The 19,566-nt window shown below is 58.3% G+C and carries 18 protein-coding genes and 1 tRNA gene; 8 read left to right on the top strand and 11 right to left on the bottom strand.

Going from position 1 to position 19,566, the window contains the following annotated elements; genetic code table 11:
* Window positions 1-263 precede the first annotated feature (263 nt).
* Entirely contained in the window at window positions 264-3,773 is a 3,510-nt protein-coding gene (locus tag AVI_RS02505; protein ID WP_015914871.1) for a PAS domain-containing hybrid sensor histidine kinase/response regulator, read from the bottom strand.
* Between the two features lie 248 nt (window positions 3,774-4,021).
* Here AVI_RS02505 and mscL point away from each other — a divergent pair, with 248 nt between their 5' ends.
* The 7 genes from mscL to AVI_RS02540 all read left to right on the top strand — a co-directional run bounded on the left by mscL (window position 4,022) and on the right by AVI_RS02540 (window position 11,659).
* The gene (gene mscL / locus AVI_RS02510; protein WP_085946607.1) at window positions 4,022-4,498 is read left to right on the top strand and encodes a large conductance mechanosensitive channel protein MscL; all 477 of its coding nucleotides are present in this window, start codon (window positions 4,022-4,024) and stop codon (window positions 4,496-4,498) included.
* A 222-nt stretch (window positions 4,499-4,720) separates the two neighbouring features.
* Entirely contained in the window at window positions 4,721-5,908 is a 1,188-nt protein-coding gene (locus AVI_RS02515; protein ID WP_015914873.1) for a pyridoxal phosphate-dependent aminotransferase, read from the top strand.
* A gap of 644 nt (window positions 5,909-6,552) precedes the next feature.
* Window positions 6,553-7,323, top strand: coding sequence for a glucose-1-phosphate cytidylyltransferase (gene rfbF / locus AVI_RS02520; RefSeq protein WP_015914874.1), 771 nt, complete (start codon window positions 6,553-6,555; stop codon window positions 7,321-7,323).
* Window positions 7,323-8,408 (top strand): CDP-glucose 4,6-dehydratase, encoded by a 1,086-nt coding sequence (rfbG, locus tag AVI_RS02525; protein WP_197522876.1) that lies wholly within the window; start codon window positions 7,323-7,325, stop codon window positions 8,406-8,408. Before rfbF ends, rfbG begins: the two co-directional genes overlap by 1 nt.
* A complete protein-coding gene (locus tag AVI_RS02530) occupies window positions 8,405-8,968 on the top strand; it encodes a dTDP-4-dehydrorhamnose 3,5-epimerase family protein (RefSeq protein ID WP_015914876.1) in 564 nt (187 codons plus the stop codon). The genes rfbG and AVI_RS02530 overlap by 4 nt, the downstream gene beginning before the upstream one ends.
* Window positions 8,965-10,194 carry a class I SAM-dependent methyltransferase gene (locus tag AVI_RS02535; RefSeq protein ID WP_015914877.1) on the top strand — a complete coding sequence of 410 codons (1,230 nt, stop codon included), beginning with the start codon at window positions 8,965-8,967 and terminating at the stop codon, window positions 10,192-10,194. Before AVI_RS02530 ends, AVI_RS02535 begins: the two co-directional genes overlap by 4 nt.
* 124 nt (window positions 10,195-10,318) lie before the next feature.
* Window positions 10,319-11,659, top strand: coding sequence for a glycosyltransferase family 2 protein (locus tag AVI_RS02540; protein WP_015914878.1), 1,341 nt, complete (start codon window positions 10,319-10,321; stop codon window positions 11,657-11,659).
* Window positions 11,660-11,881: 222 nt separating this feature from the next.
* Here AVI_RS02540 and AVI_RS02545 read toward each other — a convergent pair whose 3' ends face one another.
* Window positions 11,882-12,694: a cephalosporin hydroxylase family protein gene (locus AVI_RS02545; RefSeq protein WP_015914879.1), complete on the bottom strand. Its 813-nt coding sequence runs from the start codon at window positions 12,692-12,694 to the stop codon at window positions 11,882-11,884.
* A gap of 223 nt (window positions 12,695-12,917) precedes the next feature.
* Here AVI_RS02545 and AVI_RS02550 point away from each other — a divergent pair, with 223 nt between their 5' ends.
* Window positions 12,918-13,790, top strand: coding sequence for an NAD-dependent epimerase/dehydratase family protein (locus AVI_RS02550; RefSeq protein WP_015914880.1), 873 nt, complete (start codon window positions 12,918-12,920; stop codon window positions 13,788-13,790).
* 159 nt (window positions 13,791-13,949) lie between these two features.
* Here the strand turns inward: AVI_RS02550 and AVI_RS02555 are convergent, their stop codons facing one another.
* From AVI_RS02555 to AVI_RS02595, 9 genes are all read right to left on the bottom strand, one after another.
* Window positions 13,950-15,077, bottom strand: coding sequence for a hypothetical protein (locus AVI_RS02555; protein ID WP_139192446.1), 1,128 nt, complete (start codon window positions 15,075-15,077; stop codon window positions 13,950-13,952).
* Window positions 15,078-15,228: 151 nt separating this feature from the next.
* Window positions 15,229-15,304, bottom strand: a tRNA-Phe gene (locus AVI_RS02560).
* Between the two features lie 193 nt (window positions 15,305-15,497).
* Window positions 15,498-15,707 carry a DNA gyrase inhibitor YacG gene (yacG, locus tag AVI_RS02565; RefSeq protein ID WP_015914881.1) on the bottom strand — a complete coding sequence of 70 codons (210 nt, stop codon included), beginning with the start codon at window positions 15,705-15,707 and terminating at the stop codon, window positions 15,498-15,500.
* Between the two features lie 56 nt (window positions 15,708-15,763).
* Entirely contained in the window at window positions 15,764-16,384 is a 621-nt protein-coding gene (locus tag AVI_RS02570) for a Maf-like protein (RefSeq protein WP_015914882.1), read from the bottom strand.
* Window positions 16,385-16,400: 16 nt separating this feature from the next.
* Complete coding sequence (gene infA / locus AVI_RS02575; RefSeq protein ID WP_004435948.1) at window positions 16,401-16,619, bottom strand: translation initiation factor IF-1; 219 nt, start codon at window positions 16,617-16,619, stop codon at window positions 16,401-16,403.
* 121 nt (window positions 16,620-16,740) lie between these two features.
* Window positions 16,741-17,244 (bottom strand): arsenate-mycothiol transferase ArsC, encoded by a 504-nt coding sequence (locus AVI_RS02580; protein WP_015914883.1) that lies wholly within the window; start codon window positions 17,242-17,244, stop codon window positions 16,741-16,743.
* Window positions 17,245-17,254: 10 nt separating this feature from the next.
* A complete protein-coding gene (locus AVI_RS02585; protein WP_015914884.1) occupies window positions 17,255-17,728 on the bottom strand; it encodes a UPF0262 family protein in 474 nt (157 codons plus the stop codon).
* A 3-nt stretch (window positions 17,729-17,731) separates the two neighbouring features.
* Window positions 17,732-19,030, bottom strand: coding sequence for a histidinol dehydrogenase (gene hisD / locus AVI_RS02590; protein WP_015914885.1), 1,299 nt, complete (start codon window positions 19,028-19,030; stop codon window positions 17,732-17,734).
* A 34-nt stretch (window positions 19,031-19,064) separates the two neighbouring features.
* Window positions 19,065-19,520: a DUF2948 family protein gene (locus AVI_RS02595; protein WP_015914886.1), complete on the bottom strand. Its 456-nt coding sequence runs from the start codon at window positions 19,518-19,520 to the stop codon at window positions 19,065-19,067.
* Window positions 19,521-19,566 lie beyond the last annotated feature (46 nt).

Here is a 19,566-nt window from a genome sequence, read left to right on the forward strand (position 1 = left end):
GGCCGTAGCGGAAGCGATTCAGCCGACACACGGAAAATTCGTGAGTTGCATGACGACTATCGGAGTGTTCACACCCAAAGGTGCAAGCCTTAACAGAGGTAGGCCTGAAACGCGGCAGATCAACGGCAGCACGGTAAAAACTGGGAAAACTACAGCCCTGTGCGCCATGGATGACGCACGAAAGTTATATTTAAATATTTGTATATAATAGATAATTCCTTAAATTGATTCCGCTTTGAGGAATTATCCCGGAACGGGATTTTCTATTCCGCAGCGCTGCGGCGCGGGCTGGAGACCTGGGTAATATAGGCCCGCAAAGCCGCTGGACGGACGGGCTTATGCTGTACGGCAATGCCCTGCCGTTCAGCCTCCGCCCGCACGTCGGCGGTGCGGTCAGCGGTGATCAGCAGGCCGGGTACCGGCTGACCGTAGAGCGCGCGTAGGCGCAGAATCGCGCCGATGCCGCTGCCATCTCCCAGATGATAATCGGCGATGATAACGTCCGGTGCCACGGGATTGTCGCTGAAGGTCGTGTCGAGATCGGTGACCGAGCCTGCGGTCATCACCGCACAGCCCCAGCCGCTGATCAGCAGCCGCATGCCTTCCAGAATATCCGGCTCATTGTCGATGCACAGGATGCGCAGGCCGTTAAGACTGCTCCGCAGCGCGGTCGCGGTCGCCAAATCCTCAACGGGCAACGGCGCCTTGGCGCTCTTTTCGAACGGCATGGTGACGCGAAAGCTGGTGCCTCGGCCCGGCCGGGATTCCAGCGCTACCGTCGCTTTGAGGACCCGGGCGATACGATCGACAATCGACAGGCCCAGCCCAAGCCCGCTGGCGGTTTTGATGCCTTCATCCAGCCGGGCAAATTCCTTGAACACAGTGCGGAATTTCGATGTCGGAATGCCGATGCCCGAATCCGTCACCTGAATGATCACCTGGCCGCCACGGCGGCGCGCACCAACCAGGACCTTGCCGGAGGGTGTATATTTGATGGCGTTGGAGACCAGATTCTGCACCAGCCGACGCAGAAGGTTGGCATCGGAGCGGACGCTGAGCGTGGTCGGCAGCACCACCAGTTTCAGGTTTTTCTCCAGCGCCATCGGCTCGAAATCGGTCCTGATCCGCTCCAGCAGGCCTTGCAGGGGGACGGTGGCAAAACGCGGCTTCATTGCGCCTGTATCCAAGCGGGACAGGTCCAGCACCGCGCCAAGAATCTGTTCGACCGATTCCAGTGCCGAATCGATATTGCGGACCAGTCCGGCATTTTCCGACTGGCCCAACCGCTCCACCAGCGCCGAGGAATAGAGCCTTGCGGCATTGAGCGGCTGGAGAATGTCGTGACCGGCGGCGGCAAAGAACCGGGTCTTGCCGATATTGGCCTCGTCTGCACTGGCGCGAGCCTCTGCAAGTGCTGTATTGACCCGCATCAGTTCTGCCGTGCGCTCGCCCACCCGCTGTTCCAGCGTTTCATTGGCCTGTTTCAAAGCCCGGTCCGCTGCCACCTGCGGGGTAATGTCGGTGAAGGTTGCCACCAACCCCTTGTCGGGCAGGGCGTTGCAGCGCACTTCGATGATCTGGGCACCCTCGCTCAACACCAGCTGGAAGGGTTCATCGAGATGGTGGAAATTGGCAAGAACGCCCGCTTCCTCCTTGGCCGCAATGGCGCCGCGCTCGGTCAGCCGATGGACTATCGTGCTGAGTGGCACGCCGACCTGACCCATTTCGTCGGGCAGATCGAGAAGGCTTCGAAACCGCCGGTTCCAGATCGTCAATCGGCTACTGCTGTCGAAGACCGCAATGCCTTGATCCATCTGCGAAAGCGCGGTTTGCAGCATATCCTGGTTATAGTGCAGAGCCTCGCTTGCTTGATCGAGCAGCCAGGCGGTGTCGGCGGACGTATCCTCGGCCTTTTGCAGCACCAGCGACAGGACCAGCCGGGCCGAGGCCGAGCCGATGGCGCTACCCAGCAATTGCTCGGTGAAATGGATGAAAGCCATGTCGGCGGGACTATCGTCTTCCAACCGGCGTCCGGCATCGCGCTCATAGCTTTTCAGTGAGCGTTCCATCCGTTCCTGGCCGAGATAACGGGCAATCGCTGTCTTCAGGTCGCCGATGCTGACCCGGGTTTTCCAGCCCCTGGTGGCAAATTGCGAACGTTGGTGCCGACGCACGAATATGCCCGACTGGATGCGCTCGACCGGGCGTGGGTTGCGGCTGAGGCTGCCAAGCACAAAGGCCAATAGGTTGATCAGCAGGGACAGTACGGTCGCCGTCAGCAGCGGATCGGCCCCGGCCCGGCTGAAGGCATCAACACCCGGAAACAGGAAGGACAGGATATCCGGGGCCAGATCCTTATGGGCATCAAGCCCGAAGCTCGGCAAAAGCAGCGTATAGATCCAGGTGAGAAAGCCAAGCGACAGGCCAAGGATTGCGCCCCGCGCATTGGCCCTGCGCCAGATAAGCCCGCCCAGTAGGCAAGGGGCAATCTGGGCAATGGCGGCAAAGGCCAGCAGACCGATGGAGGCAAGGCCCCTGTCATCGCTGGCCAGCCGGAAATAGGCATAGCCGAGCAGCAACACCCCGAAAATCGCCAGGCGGCGAATGAGAAGCACGGTCTTGGCCAGACTTTGTGAGGCCTCAGGCCCATGCCGGAACCCGCGTCGCAGCAGAACCGGCAGGACGATGTCGTTGGAAATCATGATGGCCAGCGCCACCGTTTCGACGATCACCATGGCAGTGGCGGCGGAAAAACCGCCGATGAAGGTGACCAGCGTGACAAATGGCAGATCATGGGTCAGCGGCAGGGAAAGCACATAGAGATCGGCATTGCCGGTGCCTTTGAAAGCCAGAAGCCCGCCAATGGCAGCTGGCAGCACGAAGAGATTGATGGCGATCAGATAAAGCGGCAGCAGCAGTCCGGCCCGGCGCAGTTCCCGATCCGTGCGGTTTTCGACCACGCTGACATGGAACTGGCGCGGCAGCATCAATATGGCGAAGGCCGAAAGCGCAATCAACAGCAGCCAGCGGCTAAGGGGTGTCTCATAGGCCAGCGCCTCCATCACCCTCGGGCTTTCGGTGGCCGCGCGCCAGAGATCCGCCGGTCCATCGAACAAGAAGAACACCACCGTGATGCCCAGCGTGCAAAAGGCCAGCAGCTTGACCACCGATTCCATCGAGATCGCCAGGATCAACCCATCCTGATGCTCAGTGGCGTCCGTATGGCGCGTGCCGAAAATCGCGGAAAAACAGGCAAGCGTCAGGGCAACGATCAGCGCCAGATCGACGAAATAGAGATTGCCGGTGCCGATGCCATAGCTGGCCGGATCGACCATGACGCTGACCGAATTGGAGACGGCCTTCAGTTGAAGAGCGATATAGGGAATGGAGCCTGCCAGCGAAATCACCGTTACCAGCATGCCGACAATTGGGTTCTTGCCATAGCGGGCAGCAACGAAATCAGCGCCGGAGGTCAGCTTTTCGACCTTGGCGATCTCGATCATCCGGCGGATCAGCGGCAGGCCCAATGTCAGCATCAGGATCGGGCCGATATAGATGCCCATGAATTCGAGGCCGCGGTCCGCAGCCAGGCCGACGCCGCCGAAATAGGTCCATGAGGTGCAATAGACCGCCAGCGACAGCCCATAGACAAGCGGACGCCCACCGGCGGGCACGCCATTGCGGCGGCTTCGCCTGTCGCCATAGCTTGCCACCGCAAACAGCAGCAGCAGATAGGCAATCGATGCCGTGATGATCAGCCATGCCGGAAGCATCGCTTGCCCCTCCCATTCACGTGCCTCTTATAAAGCACTGTTACTTTAAGCCATGCCGTCGCCTTTTAAAATCGGGGGGCTTGTTGGCAATAAGTCGAAACCGAAACGGAATTTGCGCGTTAAAAAGACTGTTGGATTTTGGCATTCCTGCTGAAACCGGCAATTTGGGCTTCTAAGGCACGTCTTTATGAGGCATCTATGAAATCATCCAGTTGAATGGAGGCAGGCAAATCATGAAGGGGACAGGTGTGTTCAAAGAATTCAAGTCGTTCATTGCCAGGGGCAATGTCATGGATCTGGCCGTCGGTGTCATCATTGGTGGCGCCTTCGGTTTGATCGTTACCTCGTTGGTCAATGATATCGTCATGCCGGTGGTTGGCGTGGTGTTCGGCGGGTTCGATTTTTCCAATTATTTCCTGCCGCTCAGCGACAAGGTCACGGCCCAGACCCTGGCCGAAGCGCGCAAACAGGGCGCAGTATTCGCCTATGGCAACTTCCTGACCGTCGCCATCAATTTCGTCATTCTGGCCTGGATCATTTTCCTGATGGTCAAGGGAGTCAACGTCCTGCGCAAACAGCTGGAACATGATGAAAAACAGGGCAAACCCACACCGCCACCACCGGCAGACGTCGTGCTGCTGACAGAGATCCGCGATTTGCTGAAGGCACAGCAGAGCAACGAACCCGAAGCGTCTTCAGGACATATTGAGCCAGGCAAGCCTTGATGGTTCGCTGTCTGCTGTGCTGACAGAAAATGAGGCTGACCGAAAAGCAGTGAAACTGATAGATCCTGTTGCATTTGCAATGAGGTAGAGATGGCCTCGGCCCTTGGTGCAAGGGTTTCCACGGGCCGAGGCCATCACCAGAATCGATTGGTCAGCCACTCTTTCTCATGGGATTTTCTCTGGAGCTTCGGTTATGAACGACATAACTAAAGGAGCTTGTCCATGTCTTTGCCTGCCGGTCCATCCCTGATTTCCAGCCTTAGCCACCGTGCCACGTCCGCGCCCGAAAGCGGTATTGTCGAGATTATCAACTATGCGCGTGGGCGCGATAATCTCCTACCGCTCTGGGCCGGGGAAGGCGACCTGCCGAGCCCGGATTTCATCAATCGGGCCGCAAGCGACGCGCTTCTGGGTGGCGAGACATTCTATACCTGGCAACGTGGCATTCCCGAACTGCGTCAGGCGCTTTCTGATTACTACCGGCGGCATTTCGCCGTCAGCCTGCCAAGCGAGCATTTCTATGTAACCGGCTCCGGCATGCAGGCCATCCAGCTTGCCGTGCAGGCGATGACCGGGCCGGGCGACGAGATGATCTACCTTTCCCCCTGCTGGCCCAATATCGTCGCCGCCATCGAAATCAGTGGCGCAAAGGCTGTCGGTGTGGAAATCGGCTATAATCATGGTGCCTGGCAGCTGGATCTCGGGCAGATCGAAAAGGCGATTACGCCCAAAACCAAGGCGCTGTTCATCAACACGCCGTCCAACCCGACCGGCTGGACGGCCAGCCTCGATGATCTGCGCGCCATTCTGGCGCTGGCCCGCAAGCATGGTCTTTGGATTCTGGCGGATGAAATTTACTCGCTTTACTATTTTGCTGGTCCCTCCCGTGCTCCGTCCTTTCTGGATGTGATGGAAGAGGGCGACCGGGTGATGTTTGGCAATTCCTTTTCCAAGAATTGGTCGATGACCGGTTGGCGGGTCGGCTGGCTGGTGGCGCCACCGGAAATCGGTCAGGTGCTGGAAAACCTCATTCAATATTCCACCTCTGGCGTGGCGCAGTTCATGCAGCGCGGTGCGGTGGCGGCCTTGGACCACGGCGATCAATTCGTCGCCGAAAACATCCAGCGGGCGAGTACCTCGCGCGATATCCTGCTGGATGCGCTGATTGCCACCAACCGGGTCCGTTCCGTTAAGCCGGATGGCGCGCTTTATGCTTTCATGGAAATCGATGGCGTGACTGACAGCCGGGCGGCGGCCATGGATATCGTTGATAAAACCGGCGTGGCGCTGGCGCCCGGGTCGGCGTTCGGGGCAGGTGGCAGCTCGTTCCTGCGCGCCTGTTTCCTGCGCGATCCACGCCAGATCGAGGATGCGGCTGCACGGTTGAGCGATTACATTGCCCGGCTTTGAGGGCTTCTCATTCAATACTATAGGGGCTGCGTTGCACCAGATGCGATTGCACGCATCTCTCTCGAATGGGAAAGAGCAGTTGATTGACAAACCTCGATTTCGGCATTTCGTCACCCTCGGGCTTGTCCCGAGGGTCTGCTGCCGCTGAATAAGCCATTGATGGTGTTGGATTAAATGAACGTGCTTAGATGCTCGGCACAAGGCCGAGCATGACGTCGCGGATGAATACGGGGTTTGTCAGCAGTCTGGAGGCTGCCTTAGAGTTTGTCAGGGAAAAGTGGAAACCGGTTTTCCCGAAAAGACAAACGAAAACAAGAGAAGCTAGAGTCTGTCTGGTTCAACCTGAACCTGACAGACTCTAGCCACCGCGCAATGCCGCTCAAAGACTTGCCGGAGGTTTTTAGCCGGAACGTCGACCCCCAATTAGTAGACATCCTCCAGTTTGACGACAGCTTGCCTCGCTAGGGTTGTCCGGCAGGGAGAGGTTGCCGGGTTGTGCATGATCGGTTGCCCTCCAGTTTGCGCATCTTGCCCGCCTGCGCGGGCATTTTGCGTCTGAGAAAAGGTATCCGGCGGCAATTGGATTGAAACCGGACAGGCTGTGAAGTGGGCAGGTAGGCAATGGTCGGCATGGAGATTGGGCGATGAAGGCGGTTATCCTGGCTGGCGGTCTCGGCACGCGGATTTCCGAAGAGACCCATTTACGGCCAAAGCCGATGATCGAGATCGGCGGGCGGCCGATCCTCTGGCACATCATGAAGCTCTATTACGCTCATGGCATCCGTGAATTCATCATCTGCTGCGGGTTCAAGGGCTATATCATCAAGGAATATTTCGCCAATTACGGTCTGCATATGTCGGATATCACCTTTGATCTCTCCGATAACCGGCTGGAATTTCACCGCAAGAGCGCCGAAAACTGGCGCGTGACCCTGATCGATACCGGTGAAAGCTCGATGACCGGGGGACGGCTGAAGCGGGTTGCTTCCTATCTGAAAGACGAGGAAGCGTTCTGCTTTACCTATGGCGACGGCCTCTCCGATCTGGATATTTCCGCCACGCTGCGGTTTCACAAGGAACATGGCAAGCTGGCCACGGTCACCGCCGTGCAGCCGCCCGCCCGCTACGGCGCCCTGAAAATGGACGGACCGATGGTGCGTGGCTTCGTGGAAAAGCCGGTGGGCGAGGCGGGCTATATCAATGGTGGTTTCTTCGTGCTGTCGCCCAAATGCATCGACCGGATCGCCGGTGACGACATGCCTTGGGAAGCCGAACCACTGACCAGCCTTGCCGAAGACGGCGAGCTTTGCGCCTATCTGCATAACGGTTTCTGGCAGCCGATGGATACGCTGCGTGACAAGAACCATCTGGAAGATCTGTGGGCCGGTGGTAGCCCGCCATGGAAGAGCTGGTGATGATGATCGACCGACAGTTCTGGGCCGGAAAACGGGTGCTGCTGACCGGCCATACCGGCTTCAAGGGCAGCTGGCTGGCGCTTTGGCTGACGCAAATGGGCGCCCAGGTCAGCGGTCTGGCGCTTGCGCCACAGACTACACCCAACCTGTGCGGCCTGTTGACCGGTCATGATAATCACGCCGAGGGCGGCATTTGCGATCTGCGTGACCGTATTGCGGTGGCGGCCCTCGTTGCCCGGATAAAGCCGCAGATCGTCTTCCATCTGGCCGCCCAGCCGCTGGTGCGGCTTGGCTACCGCGATCCCGTGGCGACCTTTGAGACCAATGTGCAAGGCACGGTGCATGTGCTGGAAGCGCTTCGGATTTCCCCGGATGTGAAGTCCATCGTCGTCATCACCACCGACAAGGTCTATGAGAATGCCGAGACCGGCAAGGCCTTTGTCGAGACCGATCCGCTCGGCGGTCATGATCCCTATAGCGCCAGCAAGGCGGCGGCAGAGATCGTCGTCTCCAGCTACCGGTCGTCGTTTTTTGCCGCACGCGGCGTCGGTCTTGCCACGGCGCGGGCCGGCAATGTCATCGGCGGTGGCGATTGGGCTGAGGACCGGTTGATCCCGGATGCGGTGCGCGCCTGGAGCCTCGGTGCGCCGCTCGACGTGCGCCGCCCGAACGCGGTCCGCCCCTGGCAGCATGTGCTGGAGCCCTTGGCAGGTTACATCGCCATGGCGCACCATCTGTGGCATGATCCGGCTTCGCTGACAGCGTTAAATTTTGGTCCTGACCACGCCAGTGCGGCCTGCGTTGCGGATGTTCTGGCTCTGGCCGTCAGGCATTTCGGCAGCGGTGAGGTGGTGCTGGGCGATGGCCGCGATGGTCCCCATGAAGCTGGCTATCTGATGCTCGACAGCTCCAAAGCTTGCATGACACTCGGCTACAGGCCGCTCTGGTCGCTGGAGGAAACGGTGGCGCGGACCATGAACTGGTATCGACGGCTCGCCGCTGGCGCATCGGCAAGAGACCTGTGCCTTGCCGATATCGCCGATTATGCCCATGGTCTTGGCATGGATGTGAGGCGGGCGGGATGAGCCAACGTTTCCAGCCCGAAGACACCGCGATTCCCGGCCTGACGCTGCTGACCCGCAGCCGGTTTGGCGACGAGCGTGGTTTTCTCAGTCGGTTGTTTTGCGGTGAAGAACTTGCAGCTTTTGGCTGGCCGGGGCCGGTCTTGCAGGTCAACGAAACCGGCACGGTGCAAAAAGGCACCGTGCGCGGCCTGCATTTTCAGCACGCCCCTTTTGGCGAGTGGAAACTGGTGACCTGCGTCGAAGGCACAATCCTCGACGTGGCCTTGGATCTGCGCAAGGGCTCGTCGAGCTTTCTCCAGCATGTCTGTGTCGAGCTGTCGGGCGACAATTGCCGCTCGCTGCTGATCCCGCCGGGTTTTGCCCATGGCTTTCAGGCACTGAGCGACACCGTGCGGATGATTTATACCCATTCCGCGCCTTACCGTGCTGAGGCTGAAGGCGGGCTTCACCCGCAGGATGCAAGGATCGGCATCACCTGGCCTTTGCCGGTTGAGCGGCTGTCAGCCCGAGACCAGAGCCATCCGCTGATCCAGCCCGATTTTGAAGGACTGATTGCATGAATTGCCGCCATTGCGGATCGCTTCGAATGCGACCCTTTCTCGATCTTGGCACCGCGCCGCCCTCCAATTCCTATGTGAAGGCCGAGGATTTGGCAAAGCCGGAGCTTTGGTATCCGCTGGTCATCCGGGTCTGCGAGGACTGCCTTTTGGTGCAGACCGAGGATTTCGCCGCCCGCGAAACCTTCTTCTCCCATGATTATGCTTATTTTTCCTCGTTTTCCTCGTCCTGGCTGGCGCATGCCAAATCCTATGTCGAGGTTATGAGCAAACGGTTCGGGCTTAACGACGGCGCGAAGGTCGTGGAAGTGGCCGCCAATGACGGCTACCTGCTGCAATATGTGCGTGAGCGCGGCATCGCCTGCCTGGGTGTCGAACCGACGGCCAGCACGGCCCGCGCCGCGCGCGACAAGGGTATTGATATCGTTGAAGAGTTTTTCGGCGTGGCGCTGGCGAAAAAGCTGGTGGCCGACGGCTGGGCCGCCGATCTGACCGCCGCCAACAATGTGCTGGCGCATGTGCCTGACATCAACGATTTCGTCGCAGGCTTTGCCCAATTGCTGAAACCGGAGGGCGTTGCCACCTTCGAATTTCCGCATCTGATGAACATGATCGCCGAGCGCCAGTTCGATACGGCCTATCACGAGCATTATTCCTATCTGTCGCTGCTGGCCGTCGATCGGATTTTCGCCGCTAACGGCCTGATGGTGTTCGATGTGGAAACCACGCCCTGGCATGGCGGTAGCCTGCGGGTGCTGGCCTGCCGGGCCGACAGCAAGGCGCATGTCCGCACACCGGCTGTTGCGGCGATGCTGGCGCGTGAAAGTGCGGCCGGTCTTGATGCCGTGACCGGCTATGACGGTTTCCAGACTGAGGCCGAAGCCGTGCGCGACGATTTCCTGTCCTTCCTGATCGACTGCAATCGGAAAGGCCTGTCTGTTGCCGCCTACGGTGCAGCGGCCAAGGGCAATACGCTGTTGAACTTCGCCGGCCTCAAAGCCGGTCAGATTGCTTTCGTCGTCGACAAGAACCCGGCCAAGCAAGGCATGTTCCTTCCCGGAAGCCGCGTGCCGATTGTTTCGGAAGAGGTTCTGAAAACCCGTAAACCTGACAGACTGGTGATCCTCCCATGGAATCTGACGGCAGAAATCAAACAACAGCTTTCCTATATCGCCGATTGGGGTGGGAAATTCGTGACCGCGGTGCCGAACCTGACAGTCCATCCATAACGGCGGACGCCACCATAACGCAGGAGAGCCAGCCGATCCTGCCGAGAGACACGCTGCCACGTCCCGGCGATGCAATCAGCGCCAAATAGTGGCTGGCACAAAGCGTAGATCCAGGAGACCCTCGATGACCGACAAGCCAACCCTTTCGATTTGCGTGCCTTCGCGCAACCGGCAAATCTATTTCCAAAAGACCATTGCGGGACTGTTGCGCAACACGCGTACCGATGTCGAGTTCATTTTTACCGACAATTCCGACGATCCCACCGTGATGAACGATTTCATGGCGAACCTCGCGACGGATAAGCGTATTGTCTATCTTCCTACAACCGATCGTGTCCTGTCGATGATGGACAATTGGGAGCGGACGATTCATGCCAGCCGAGGCGAGTGGGTGGTGTTCATCGGCGACGACGATTTCATCGAGCCTGACGTCGCCGGACTGATCCTGCGGATTGTCGAGATTAATCCGGCTATGGAGGCATTAACCTGGGGGATTTTGAATTATTCCTGGCCGGTTGAAGGAGAAGCGGTCTGTACCGTGGTTGTGCCGTTTGATCGAAGCGTCATGCGTGTACCCAGGGCGGAACCGATGCGCCGGATGTTTGGCTGGCACGAGTCGACATCCGTTCCAACGTCGGGCTTTTCCATTTACCATTCCGCTATCAGGCGAAGGCTGCTGGATCGGATCTATGCCAAATATCATCACCGTTACTTTGAGCATCCCGTTGTTGACTACGATATTGCGATGAAAGTGATCTGCGAAGCGCAGGACTTCGTGGTGTGCCAACGGCCATTCTCAATGCTCGGAGCCTGCCCCCAGAGCAATTCTTTTTCCATCGGTCGCTTGGAAGACACCAAGATGCGGGCCAAAATTTTCATGGACGAATTCGGCAAGAATTTTGAAGAAGACCCGACGCTGCGGGATTTCCCATTCAGCTCCTTTCTGGGCTGTACGGCGACCATTGGCGTCACCCAGCAATGGTTCCGGAAGACTTATAATGTCAACTATACGGGGTGGGAAAAGGGCTATGCAATCGCCTGCGCACTCAATACCGAAACCTATCGAGACAGGGAGGCCTTTGACATCATTCGCGCAGGTTACGAGACGGCCTTCCGCAATTGGCAGGGGGGAAGGTTTCTGTCACATTACCAACCGGTGTGGCGCGGCGACATACCCGTGACGCCCATGAGCGGTGCGACCTCTGCCGGGGTGATGGTGCTTGCCGATATCGCTGGGGCAACGTCCCCTGCCGAGCTTTGGGATGTCGTTTCGGCGATGATTGTGGCTCCCGACGATATTCTCGTCCGTCCGACAGGCTTGCGTCTGCAGAGCGAAGAGGAGTTTGCCACGAATGAACTTATGCGGCTCGAAGGAAATATGCGTGTTGGCAGTTCTGAAAAGGCAGTTCCCGGCAAGCCGGTCGCCATGCGCAATGACCGACATACCAGAGGCCGGCGGCGCTGAACTTAATCGCCTTCCTGTCTTCAAAGATCGACCAAGTTACCTACCGTAGTGCGTCACCGTCGTGGTGGCTTTTCAGCCGTCCTGACGGTGAGGCAATTTATTGCTCGTTTCCTTAAATCGGCATCGATTTTGGGAGAAATTATGCAGCAAATATAGAAAGCGACAACGCCATGCGTTTTATAAAACGCATGGCGTTGTCGCTTATCAAAGATCTTCCAGCCGTCACACCCGCCGCAGAAATCCATCGCGTGAAACGGTGATGGCGATTTTGTGCTCCAGCGCGTGGTCGTATTCAAGGTGCAGCGGCGTGCCATCGGCAGCCGTACGGCCTTCCTGCTCCAGGCCTCGCATATATTCCCAGACCGCGGTTCTGGGGTTGTCGCCTGGACCCCAGGGCCGTTCAGGATACATGCTTTCCGGCATGTCCTCCACTAGCGTATCCCAGACCGCGCAATAGGAGCCCTTGGAGACAAGCGGCGCGTAAAGCTCCAGTTCCTGCAAGACATGCGCATGGGTATGGTTGGAATCGAGGAAAACCATGACCTTTTCGTAGTCCTTGGCGATATCCGTGACCTGAGCAATGATATCAGGCGCGACGGACGAGCCCTCTATCATGCTGATCTTGTGGCTCATCGGATGGGCCTCGATGGCGGCACGGTTATGGGCGCGGATGTCGATATCGATGCCGAGCACCTTGCGGCGGCTGGACTTGGGGTCCAGCATTTCGCCTTTTTCTACAGCCTCGCAATAATCGATCATCGCCAGCATGGAGGCGCTCATCACCAGCGAGCCGCCATGGGCTATGCCGGTTTCGATCACCAGATCCGGTTTGACCGACCAGATCATCTCCTGGATGGCATAGCTGTCCTGCGGGATCTGGATGATGGGCCGGCCCAGCCAGCTGAAATTATACATATAGCCCAGCGGTATGCATGATTCGATCCAGCGATTGGACAAATCGAGGAATTCCTTGCTCTCGCCGATCGACTGGATATTACGGCTTACCAAAGCCTTGAAATCTTCGACAGTAGTCATTGCGGGTCCGTTCAGTTATTGCCTGCCTGCGCAGACGCTAGGCTGCCTTACCTGCGTGAGCCTGACGTGTCTGCGTATAATCATGGTTGAATAAGCCAGGCTGTCCCTTGAAGACGTAAATCGGTTGGCGTCATATGGCGCGCAATGCGTTGTATCGGCGGGATCGATCTGAAATCTCCTTGGTCTGGGGTTTGCCGCAGATAAAAGATTGGAGTGGCAAGGGATGGGCAAGACTATTCTGTTGACGGGAGCGACGGGCTTTGTTGGGAGACAGATCCACCGTGCTCTGCTGGACGCCGGTCATAGCGTGGTGGCTGTCGTCCGGCGTTCTACCGCAAGCATTCTTGCGGTAGAACGCCGTGCCGCGAGAGTGATCGAGACGGAGGATGTTTTTGCACAATCGGCCGATTGGTGGGCGGCCCAGTGCCAGGGCTGCGACGCGGTCATCCACGCCGCCTGGTATGTGGAGGCGGGGAAATACCTGGATTCGCCGCTGAATTTTCACTGCGTTACCGGCAGTTTGGCCCTGGCGCAAGGGGCTGCACGCGCTGGCATTTCCCATTTCATCGGCCTTGGCACCTGTGTCGAATATCGCTTGCCGTCGAACCACTTGACCGTGAATTCACCCCTTGAGCCGAAGACGCTTTATGCCGCTGCCAAGCTTTCCACCTACCAGATGTTGGACCGGTATTTTGCAGGCCTTGGCCTGGGGTTTTCCTGGTGCCGGATCTTTTATCTCTATGGGGAAGGCGAACATCCGGCCCGTCTTGTGCCTTATCTGAGGCAACAACTTTCGCAAGGGCTCGCTGCCAAGCTTTCCAAAGGCACGCAATGGCGCGATTTTCTGGATGTGAAAGAGGCCGGAAAAATGATTGCTGGCGTTGTCGATACCGGACAGACCGGCGCGGTCAATATCTGCTCCGGCAAGGCGGTCACCATTCGGGCGCTGGCCGAACGCATTGCCGATGACTATGGCCGCCGCGACCTGCTGGAATTCGGCACGGCAGAGATCCATCCTACCGATCCCCTGGCGGTGGTCGGCGTGTGCAATGTTGCGGCGTTCAAGCCTGCCTCAGGAGTAATGGCTGCCGGTTGATACTTTCAGCCCTCGTTTGTCAGGGAAAAGTGGAATTCGGGTTTCCCGAAAAGGCAAATGAAAACAAGAAAAACGAGAGTCTGTCTGGTTCAATCAGAACCTGACAGACTCTCGTTTATCGCAACGCATTGAAGACGCCAATGTATCCGGACCTTGGCGTCAGGCACTTGCGCGGGCGTTTGGCTCCGCGATGACCCTGATTGGCGTCATCATGCTGCGCGCCACGGCGTAGAACTGCTGGGCGTTGACGGCATTGCCAATGAAGCGGTCTACCAACAGAACCTTGCCATGCAGGCCCTGCTGTCTGTCTTCATGGGGTGTGGCGGAAAAGGGCGGTGCGAAGGCCCGGACCCATGCCTGCCCCCCCGGCATGGACAGGAACGCTCGGGAATAGGCTTCGTATTTTGTCCGAAACGGGCCAGTGGAATGTTCGAAAGCGCAATCATACATGCAGGCGCGGACGAAATCCTCCCCAAAGCCTGCCCATTCGCTGCCAAGCTCCATCAGCACTCGGGCCTGAACTTCGGCAATGGCAGCCGTCAGGCCTATTCCGGCATGCAACGGAAAATCCTTGAGTGCGGATGGCACGGGACGTGGCTGGAACGGGTGTGCATGCACGGCGGACAGCGGGCGATTGCAAAAGGCCAGTGCATTGGCAAACAGCAGCACGCGGGCCGCCCACTCATATTGCGGCACCAGGGTTAGCCAACTCAGTGCGCCGCAAGCCGAAAGGACACTGTCGATCAGGCTTCGCTTGATGGCCCCATGATAAAGACCGAAAGGCATGCGCGGCACTTGCCTTGCCTCTTTCCAGTGAAAGAAAGCCTCGAGCATCGGAGCCTTCTCAAATTCGGTAATATTATGCAGCACCGGGATCGCCACATTGGTCTTGATATGGCGCGGTGCATCCGCAGAGATCTGAAATGCACTCCATCCCAACGCATCCACATGGGGATGTTTATTTTCCAGAGAGGAGAGCAGCTCGGGAAGATCGGGCTCGATCATGTCTTCGGGATGGACAAGCGACACCCAATCGCCCTCAGCCGCAGCCAAGGTGCCGATCCAGAGCTGGGCTGCCGAAAGGGTTTCCGGTGCAGGTGGCAGAAGGCGCAAACGACTATCGCGTGCCGATATATCCGCAAATGGTCCATAGCGATGCACGGTGTCACCAAAGCCGGAGAGAATGATTTCCAGATCAGCGGTCGCATTCTTCAGGAGTTCCTGGACCAGATTGACTGGCAGGATATGGCCCGGTTCTACCGGAATACAGACAGAAAGCTTCGGCATTGGCATCTCACGATCTTTGGCACCATTTTCGGCAAAACTGGTTTCCACGTTTCCTGGAAATGCTCTAGGAGAACAAACTGGTGCGAGCCTTGGTGCAGCCCGTTCATGGACACACAAATCAAAGAATACCAGCGATTTTTATTTGGAAAAATGGTGCCCGGAGGCGGATTTGAACCACCGACACGCGGATTTTCAATCCGCTGCTCTACCAACTGAGCTATCCGGGCATCCTGGCCAAACAAGCGCTATTTGAGGGCTGTTTGCCGTTAGGGGAAAAATTTCCCCCGGAAGCAGCGCGGTTATAGCATCTAAATTCTTCATGTCCAGCGCCAAAAGACACTTTTTTGACGATGGATGTAAAAAGATTGAAAGCCATTTTAAAACAGAAACTTACGCTGAAATTGCAATGGCTGTCTCGGTTCAGAATCGACCGTCGTCATCCGGGTTGGATTCGTCTTCGGCCACGGGAATGGCATAGGAGCCTTTCAGCCAGCGCGACAGATCCTGGGTGCGGCAGCGGTCGGAGCAGAAGGGATAGTGTTCGCGGTGAGATGGATGGCCGCATTCCGGGCAGGGCAGGGGTTTGCGCAAGGGTTCTACCTTGGCAGTATGTTCTGGCTCGTCACTCATGTGTCATCCTTTGCTTGGCATCAGCCTTCACTCGCTGGCTCTTGCCTGCTGGGCTGCTACCCTTCCGACCAGCGGGCCTGCACATCCATGCCTTCGCCTGCCAGCAATTGCACGGTTTCATACAAGGGCAGGCCGACGACGTTGGAATAAGAGCCGACCAGTTTTTGCACAAAGCTGCCGGCAATGCCCTGGATGGCATAGGCACCAGCCTTACCGCGCCATTCACCGGACAGGATATAGGCATTGATGTCCGCTTCCGACAAACGCTTGAAACGCACCTTGCTTTCCACCACCTTCTGGCGGATCTTGCGATCCGGGGTAATCAGGCAGACACCGGTAAAAACCCAATGATTGCGGCCGGAAACGAGATTGAGCGCGGCGATGGCTTCATCGCTATATTCGGTTTTCGGCAGCACCCGACGGCCAACGGCAACCACCGTATCGGCCGCCAGGATGAACGCGCCCTTCCAATCCGCCTCGTCAGCACTCGCCTCCAGGGCGGCTTTGGCCTTGTCGGTTGCCAAGCGGCGCGCCAGCGAGCGTGGCTGCTCGTTTTTCAAGGGGCTTTCGTCGAGATCCATCGGCATCAGCCGATCAGCTTCCAGGCCCACCTGCCGCAGCAGTTCGACGCGGCGGGGGGAGCCTGAGGCCAGGATCAGCTTGCGTTTGCCGGCCATAGGCGGCTCCTCGCCGTTACTTGAAGCGATAGGTGATACGGCCCTTGGTCAGGTCGTAGGGTGTCATTTCCACCAGGACCTTGTCGCCAGCCAGCACGCGGATGCGGTTCTTGCGCATACGGCCAGCCGTATGGGCGATAATTTCATGTTCGTTTTCGAGCTTCACCCGGAATGTGGCGTTCGGCAGCAGTTCCGTAACGACACCGGGGAATTCGAGGACTTCTTCTTTAGCCATTGATGCCTTGTCTTTCTGTGTGTTTCGTCGGAGCGGTGACCGCCCCGGTCAAAATGTGGCCGGAACCTACACAATCACTGGGCTTTTGTGAACCTTGTAGATCGGGCTTTTCGAATTTGTTTCAAACGCCGCCAAGCGGGCTTGTTCCAGGCCGTTTGAAGCGCTGCTCGATCAGCACCGCCAGCCGGTCTCGCACCTCGCGATAGGCGGCCAGTTGCTGGTCGCGGGTATCGGCCTCGATGGTTGGGTCATGCATCGGCCAATACACCACCTCAACGGAAGAGGAGCGAGTCAGTTCCAGGGCGGCATGATGCGCTTCGGGAGCCAGAGTGACAACGAGGTCAAAAAAGTCGTCCTCCAGCTCGTCCAGGGTCTGCGGCTGACGCTTGCCCAGCGAAAGCCCGATTTCATCCAGCACCACATCAACGAAAGGATCGCGCTCGCCATGCCGCACGCCCGCCGAGGCAACATAGACACCTGACGGCAGCAACCTCTTGGCAAGGGCCTCGGCCATGGGCGAGCGCACGGCATTCATACCGCAAAGGAACAGCACGGAGTGGGGTATGGCCCTCTCTTGGCTGTGATCGGCGCCGATGCCGGTGGGATCTTTGGTCGGTTCGCTCATGCCGGACGCCTCAGCCGCGCCAATACAGCACGCAGACCAGCGTGAAGAGCCGCCGGGCACTGTCGAAATCGAGATTGATCTTGTCTTTCAGTCGGTCTTTCAAAGTTTGCGAGCCATCGTTGTGAATGCCGCGCCGCCCCATGTCGATTGCTTCGATCTGGCTGGGCGTGGACGAGCGGATCGCCTCGTAATAGCTTTCGCAGATCATGAAATAGTCTTTGATGATCCGCCTGAGCGGCGTCAGCGACAGGATATGGGTGGCGACAGCCTCGCCATCCTGCGTGGTGATGGTGAAGACCAGCCGGGCATTCACCAGGGACAGGCTGAGGCGATAAGGGCCACCTGGATGACCGACCGGCTCGAAAGAGTTTTCCTCGATCAGATCGAAAATCGCCACGGCCCGCTCATGCTCGACATCCGGCGTCGAGCGCCCGATCGTTTCATCGAGAACGACATCGAAAAGCTTGAAGTCGCCCTTGGCCATCAGCTATTCCTCAAGATTGAGTCGGATGGCGACGGATCGTGCATGGGCATCCAGCCCCTCGCTCTTGGCCAAAGCAATTGCTGCCGGCGCCAATTGCCTAAGCTGTTGCGGGCCGAGCCGTAATATCGATGTGCGCTTGACGAAATCCAGCACCGACAGGCCTGACGAAAACCGCGCCGAACGGGCCGTGGGCAGGACGTGGTTGGAGCCGCCAACATAGTCGCCGATCACTTCCGGCGTATGGCGACCGATGAAGATCGCGCCAGCATTGCGAATGCCCGCCATCAGCGCATCGGGATCGGCGACGGCGAGTTCCAGATGCTCGGCGGCAATGCGGTTGGCAAGCGGCACGGCAGCGGTAAGGTTCGGGACAATGACCAGCGCGCCAAAATCCTGCCAGCTGGCGCTGGCAGTTTCGCTGCGGCTCAATGTTTTCAATTGCCGCTCGACGGCAGCCTCAACGGCCTTGGCAAAGTCCGGACTGTCAGTGATCAGGATCGATTGAGCGCCCCGGTCGTGTTCCGCCTGCGCCAGCAGATCGGCGGCAATCCAGTCTGGGTCATTATCCTTGTCGGCGATAACAAGCACTTCCGAAGGGCCAGCGATCATATCGATGCCAACAGTGCCGAACACATGGCGCTTGGCAGCGGCCACATAGGCATTGCCGGGGCCGACGATCTTGGCGACCGGTTCGATGGTTTGCGTGCCGTAAGCGAGTGCGGCGACAGCCTGAGCGCCACCGATCCGGTAGATTTCCGTCACGCCAGCAATTTTTGCCGCAGCCAGCACCGTGGGATTGATGGCACCGCCGGAGGCCGGCACGACCATGACGACGCGCGGCACCCCAGCAACCCTGGCCGGAACGGCATTCATCAGCACGGAACTGGGATAGCTTGCCGTGCCGCCCGGCACATAGAGACCAACCGCATCGATGGCGGTCCAGCGGGAGCCGAGGCCGACGCCGATGGCGTCTTCGTAGATATCGTCCTTGGGCATCTGGCGCGCGTGGTGGCGCTCAATGCGCTCTGCGGCAAGGTGCAACGCATCGATCAGCTCAGGCGAGACCTCGGCAAAGGCCGCATCGATTTCAGCTTCGGTGACGCGCATGGGCGTCACTGTGAAATCCAGCCCATCGAACCGATGCGAATACTCCGCCAAGGCGGCATCGCCGCGCGCCCGCACATCGTCGATAATGGTTCTGACGACTGCGTTTACATCCTCGGACACTTCCCGCTTGGTGGTGAGAAATGCGGAAAACCGCGCCTCAAAATCATCCGATGCCTGCTCAAGCCAAACTGCCACTGCGCCTAATTCCTTCTTCCGGCCCGCCTATTCCTCAGGCTCCGGGATGCCGGGGCCTTGATGTGGTTTCCCACGCGCCGCCGGTATCTGCAAGCTGTACTTCTATGCATTCAACATCCAAAGCAATGGTGGCACCCGCCGCGCATACCAGCTCCACCCGGCCTTCCGGGCCATGTTCTTTGGCGGTGAAGGTCACAGCCAGCAGGTTCATCACCTGATCCTTGTCCGTCTGGCTTATGCCGATGGAGCGCACCGCCTGTACCCGCTTGATGGTGAGTAAGGCCCGGCGGCGCTCAAAGCTCTTGGTGCGGCGAAAAATTCCGCCGCCTTTCCCGGCTTTTTCCCAGACGAAACGGTTGACGGCGACGGAAAACACCCCGGACTTTGCCGCATAATCCACATCGGCTGGCTTGAATACCGCATCCTGCATATGGGCAGACAGAATGGCGAGATCTTCCTCGTCCAGCGATAGAAGCTTGAGATCAGTCATGCGCATGGCCCCGCTATTGCAATTGCTCTTGCAGATAGGTTGCCCG

Source organism: Allorhizobium ampelinum S4 (genome assembly GCF_000016285.1).
GTDB classification, from domain to species: domain Bacteria; phylum Pseudomonadota; class Alphaproteobacteria; order Rhizobiales; family Rhizobiaceae; genus Allorhizobium; species Allorhizobium ampelinum.

Coding starts and splice junctions, on each gene's coding strand:
- AVI_RS02505 (WP_015914871.1), bottom strand. CDS start 3,773: ATGCTTCCGGCATGGCTGATCATCACGGCATCGATTGCCTATCTGCTG.
- AVI_RS02515 (WP_015914873.1), top strand. CDS start 4,721: ATGTCTTTGCCTGCCGGTCCATCCCTGATTTCCAGCCTTAGCCACCGT.
- rfbF (WP_015914874.1), top strand. CDS start 6,553: ATGAAGGCGGTTATCCTGGCTGGCGGTCTCGGCACGCGGATTTCCGAA.
- rfbG (WP_197522876.1), top strand. CDS start 7,323: ATGATGATCGACCGACAGTTCTGGGCCGGAAAACGGGTGCTGCTGACC.
- AVI_RS02530 (WP_015914876.1), top strand. CDS start 8,405: ATGAGCCAACGTTTCCAGCCCGAAGACACCGCGATTCCCGGCCTGACG.
- AVI_RS02535 (WP_015914877.1), top strand. CDS start 8,965: ATGAATTGCCGCCATTGCGGATCGCTTCGAATGCGACCCTTTCTCGAT.
- AVI_RS02540 (WP_015914878.1), top strand. CDS start 10,319: ATGACCGACAAGCCAACCCTTTCGATTTGCGTGCCTTCGCGCAACCGG.
- AVI_RS02545 (WP_015914879.1), bottom strand. CDS start 12,694: ATGACTACTGTCGAAGATTTCAAGGCTTTGGTAAGCCGTAATATCCAG.
- AVI_RS02550 (WP_015914880.1), top strand. CDS start 12,918: ATGGGCAAGACTATTCTGTTGACGGGAGCGACGGGCTTTGTTGGGAGA.
- AVI_RS02555 (WP_139192446.1), bottom strand. CDS start 15,077: ATGCCGAAGCTTTCTGTCTGTATTCCGGTAGAACCGGGCCATATCCTG.
- yacG (WP_015914881.1), bottom strand. CDS start 15,707: ATGAGTGACGAGCCAGAACATACTGCCAAGGTAGAACCCTTGCGCAAA.
- AVI_RS02570 (WP_015914882.1), bottom strand. CDS start 16,384: ATGGCCGGCAAACGCAAGCTGATCCTGGCCTCAGGCTCCCCCCGCCGC.
- infA (WP_004435948.1), bottom strand. CDS start 16,619: ATGGCTAAAGAAGAAGTCCTCGAATTCCCCGGTGTCGTTACGGAACTG.
- AVI_RS02580 (WP_015914883.1), bottom strand. CDS start 17,244: ATGAGCGAACCGACCAAAGATCCCACCGGCATCGGCGCCGATCACAGC.
- AVI_RS02585 (WP_015914884.1), bottom strand. CDS start 17,728: ATGGCCAAGGGCGACTTCAAGCTTTTCGATGTCGTTCTCGATGAAACG.
- AVI_RS02595 (WP_015914886.1), bottom strand. CDS start 19,520: ATGACTGATCTCAAGCTTCTATCGCTGGACGAGGAAGATCTCGCCATT.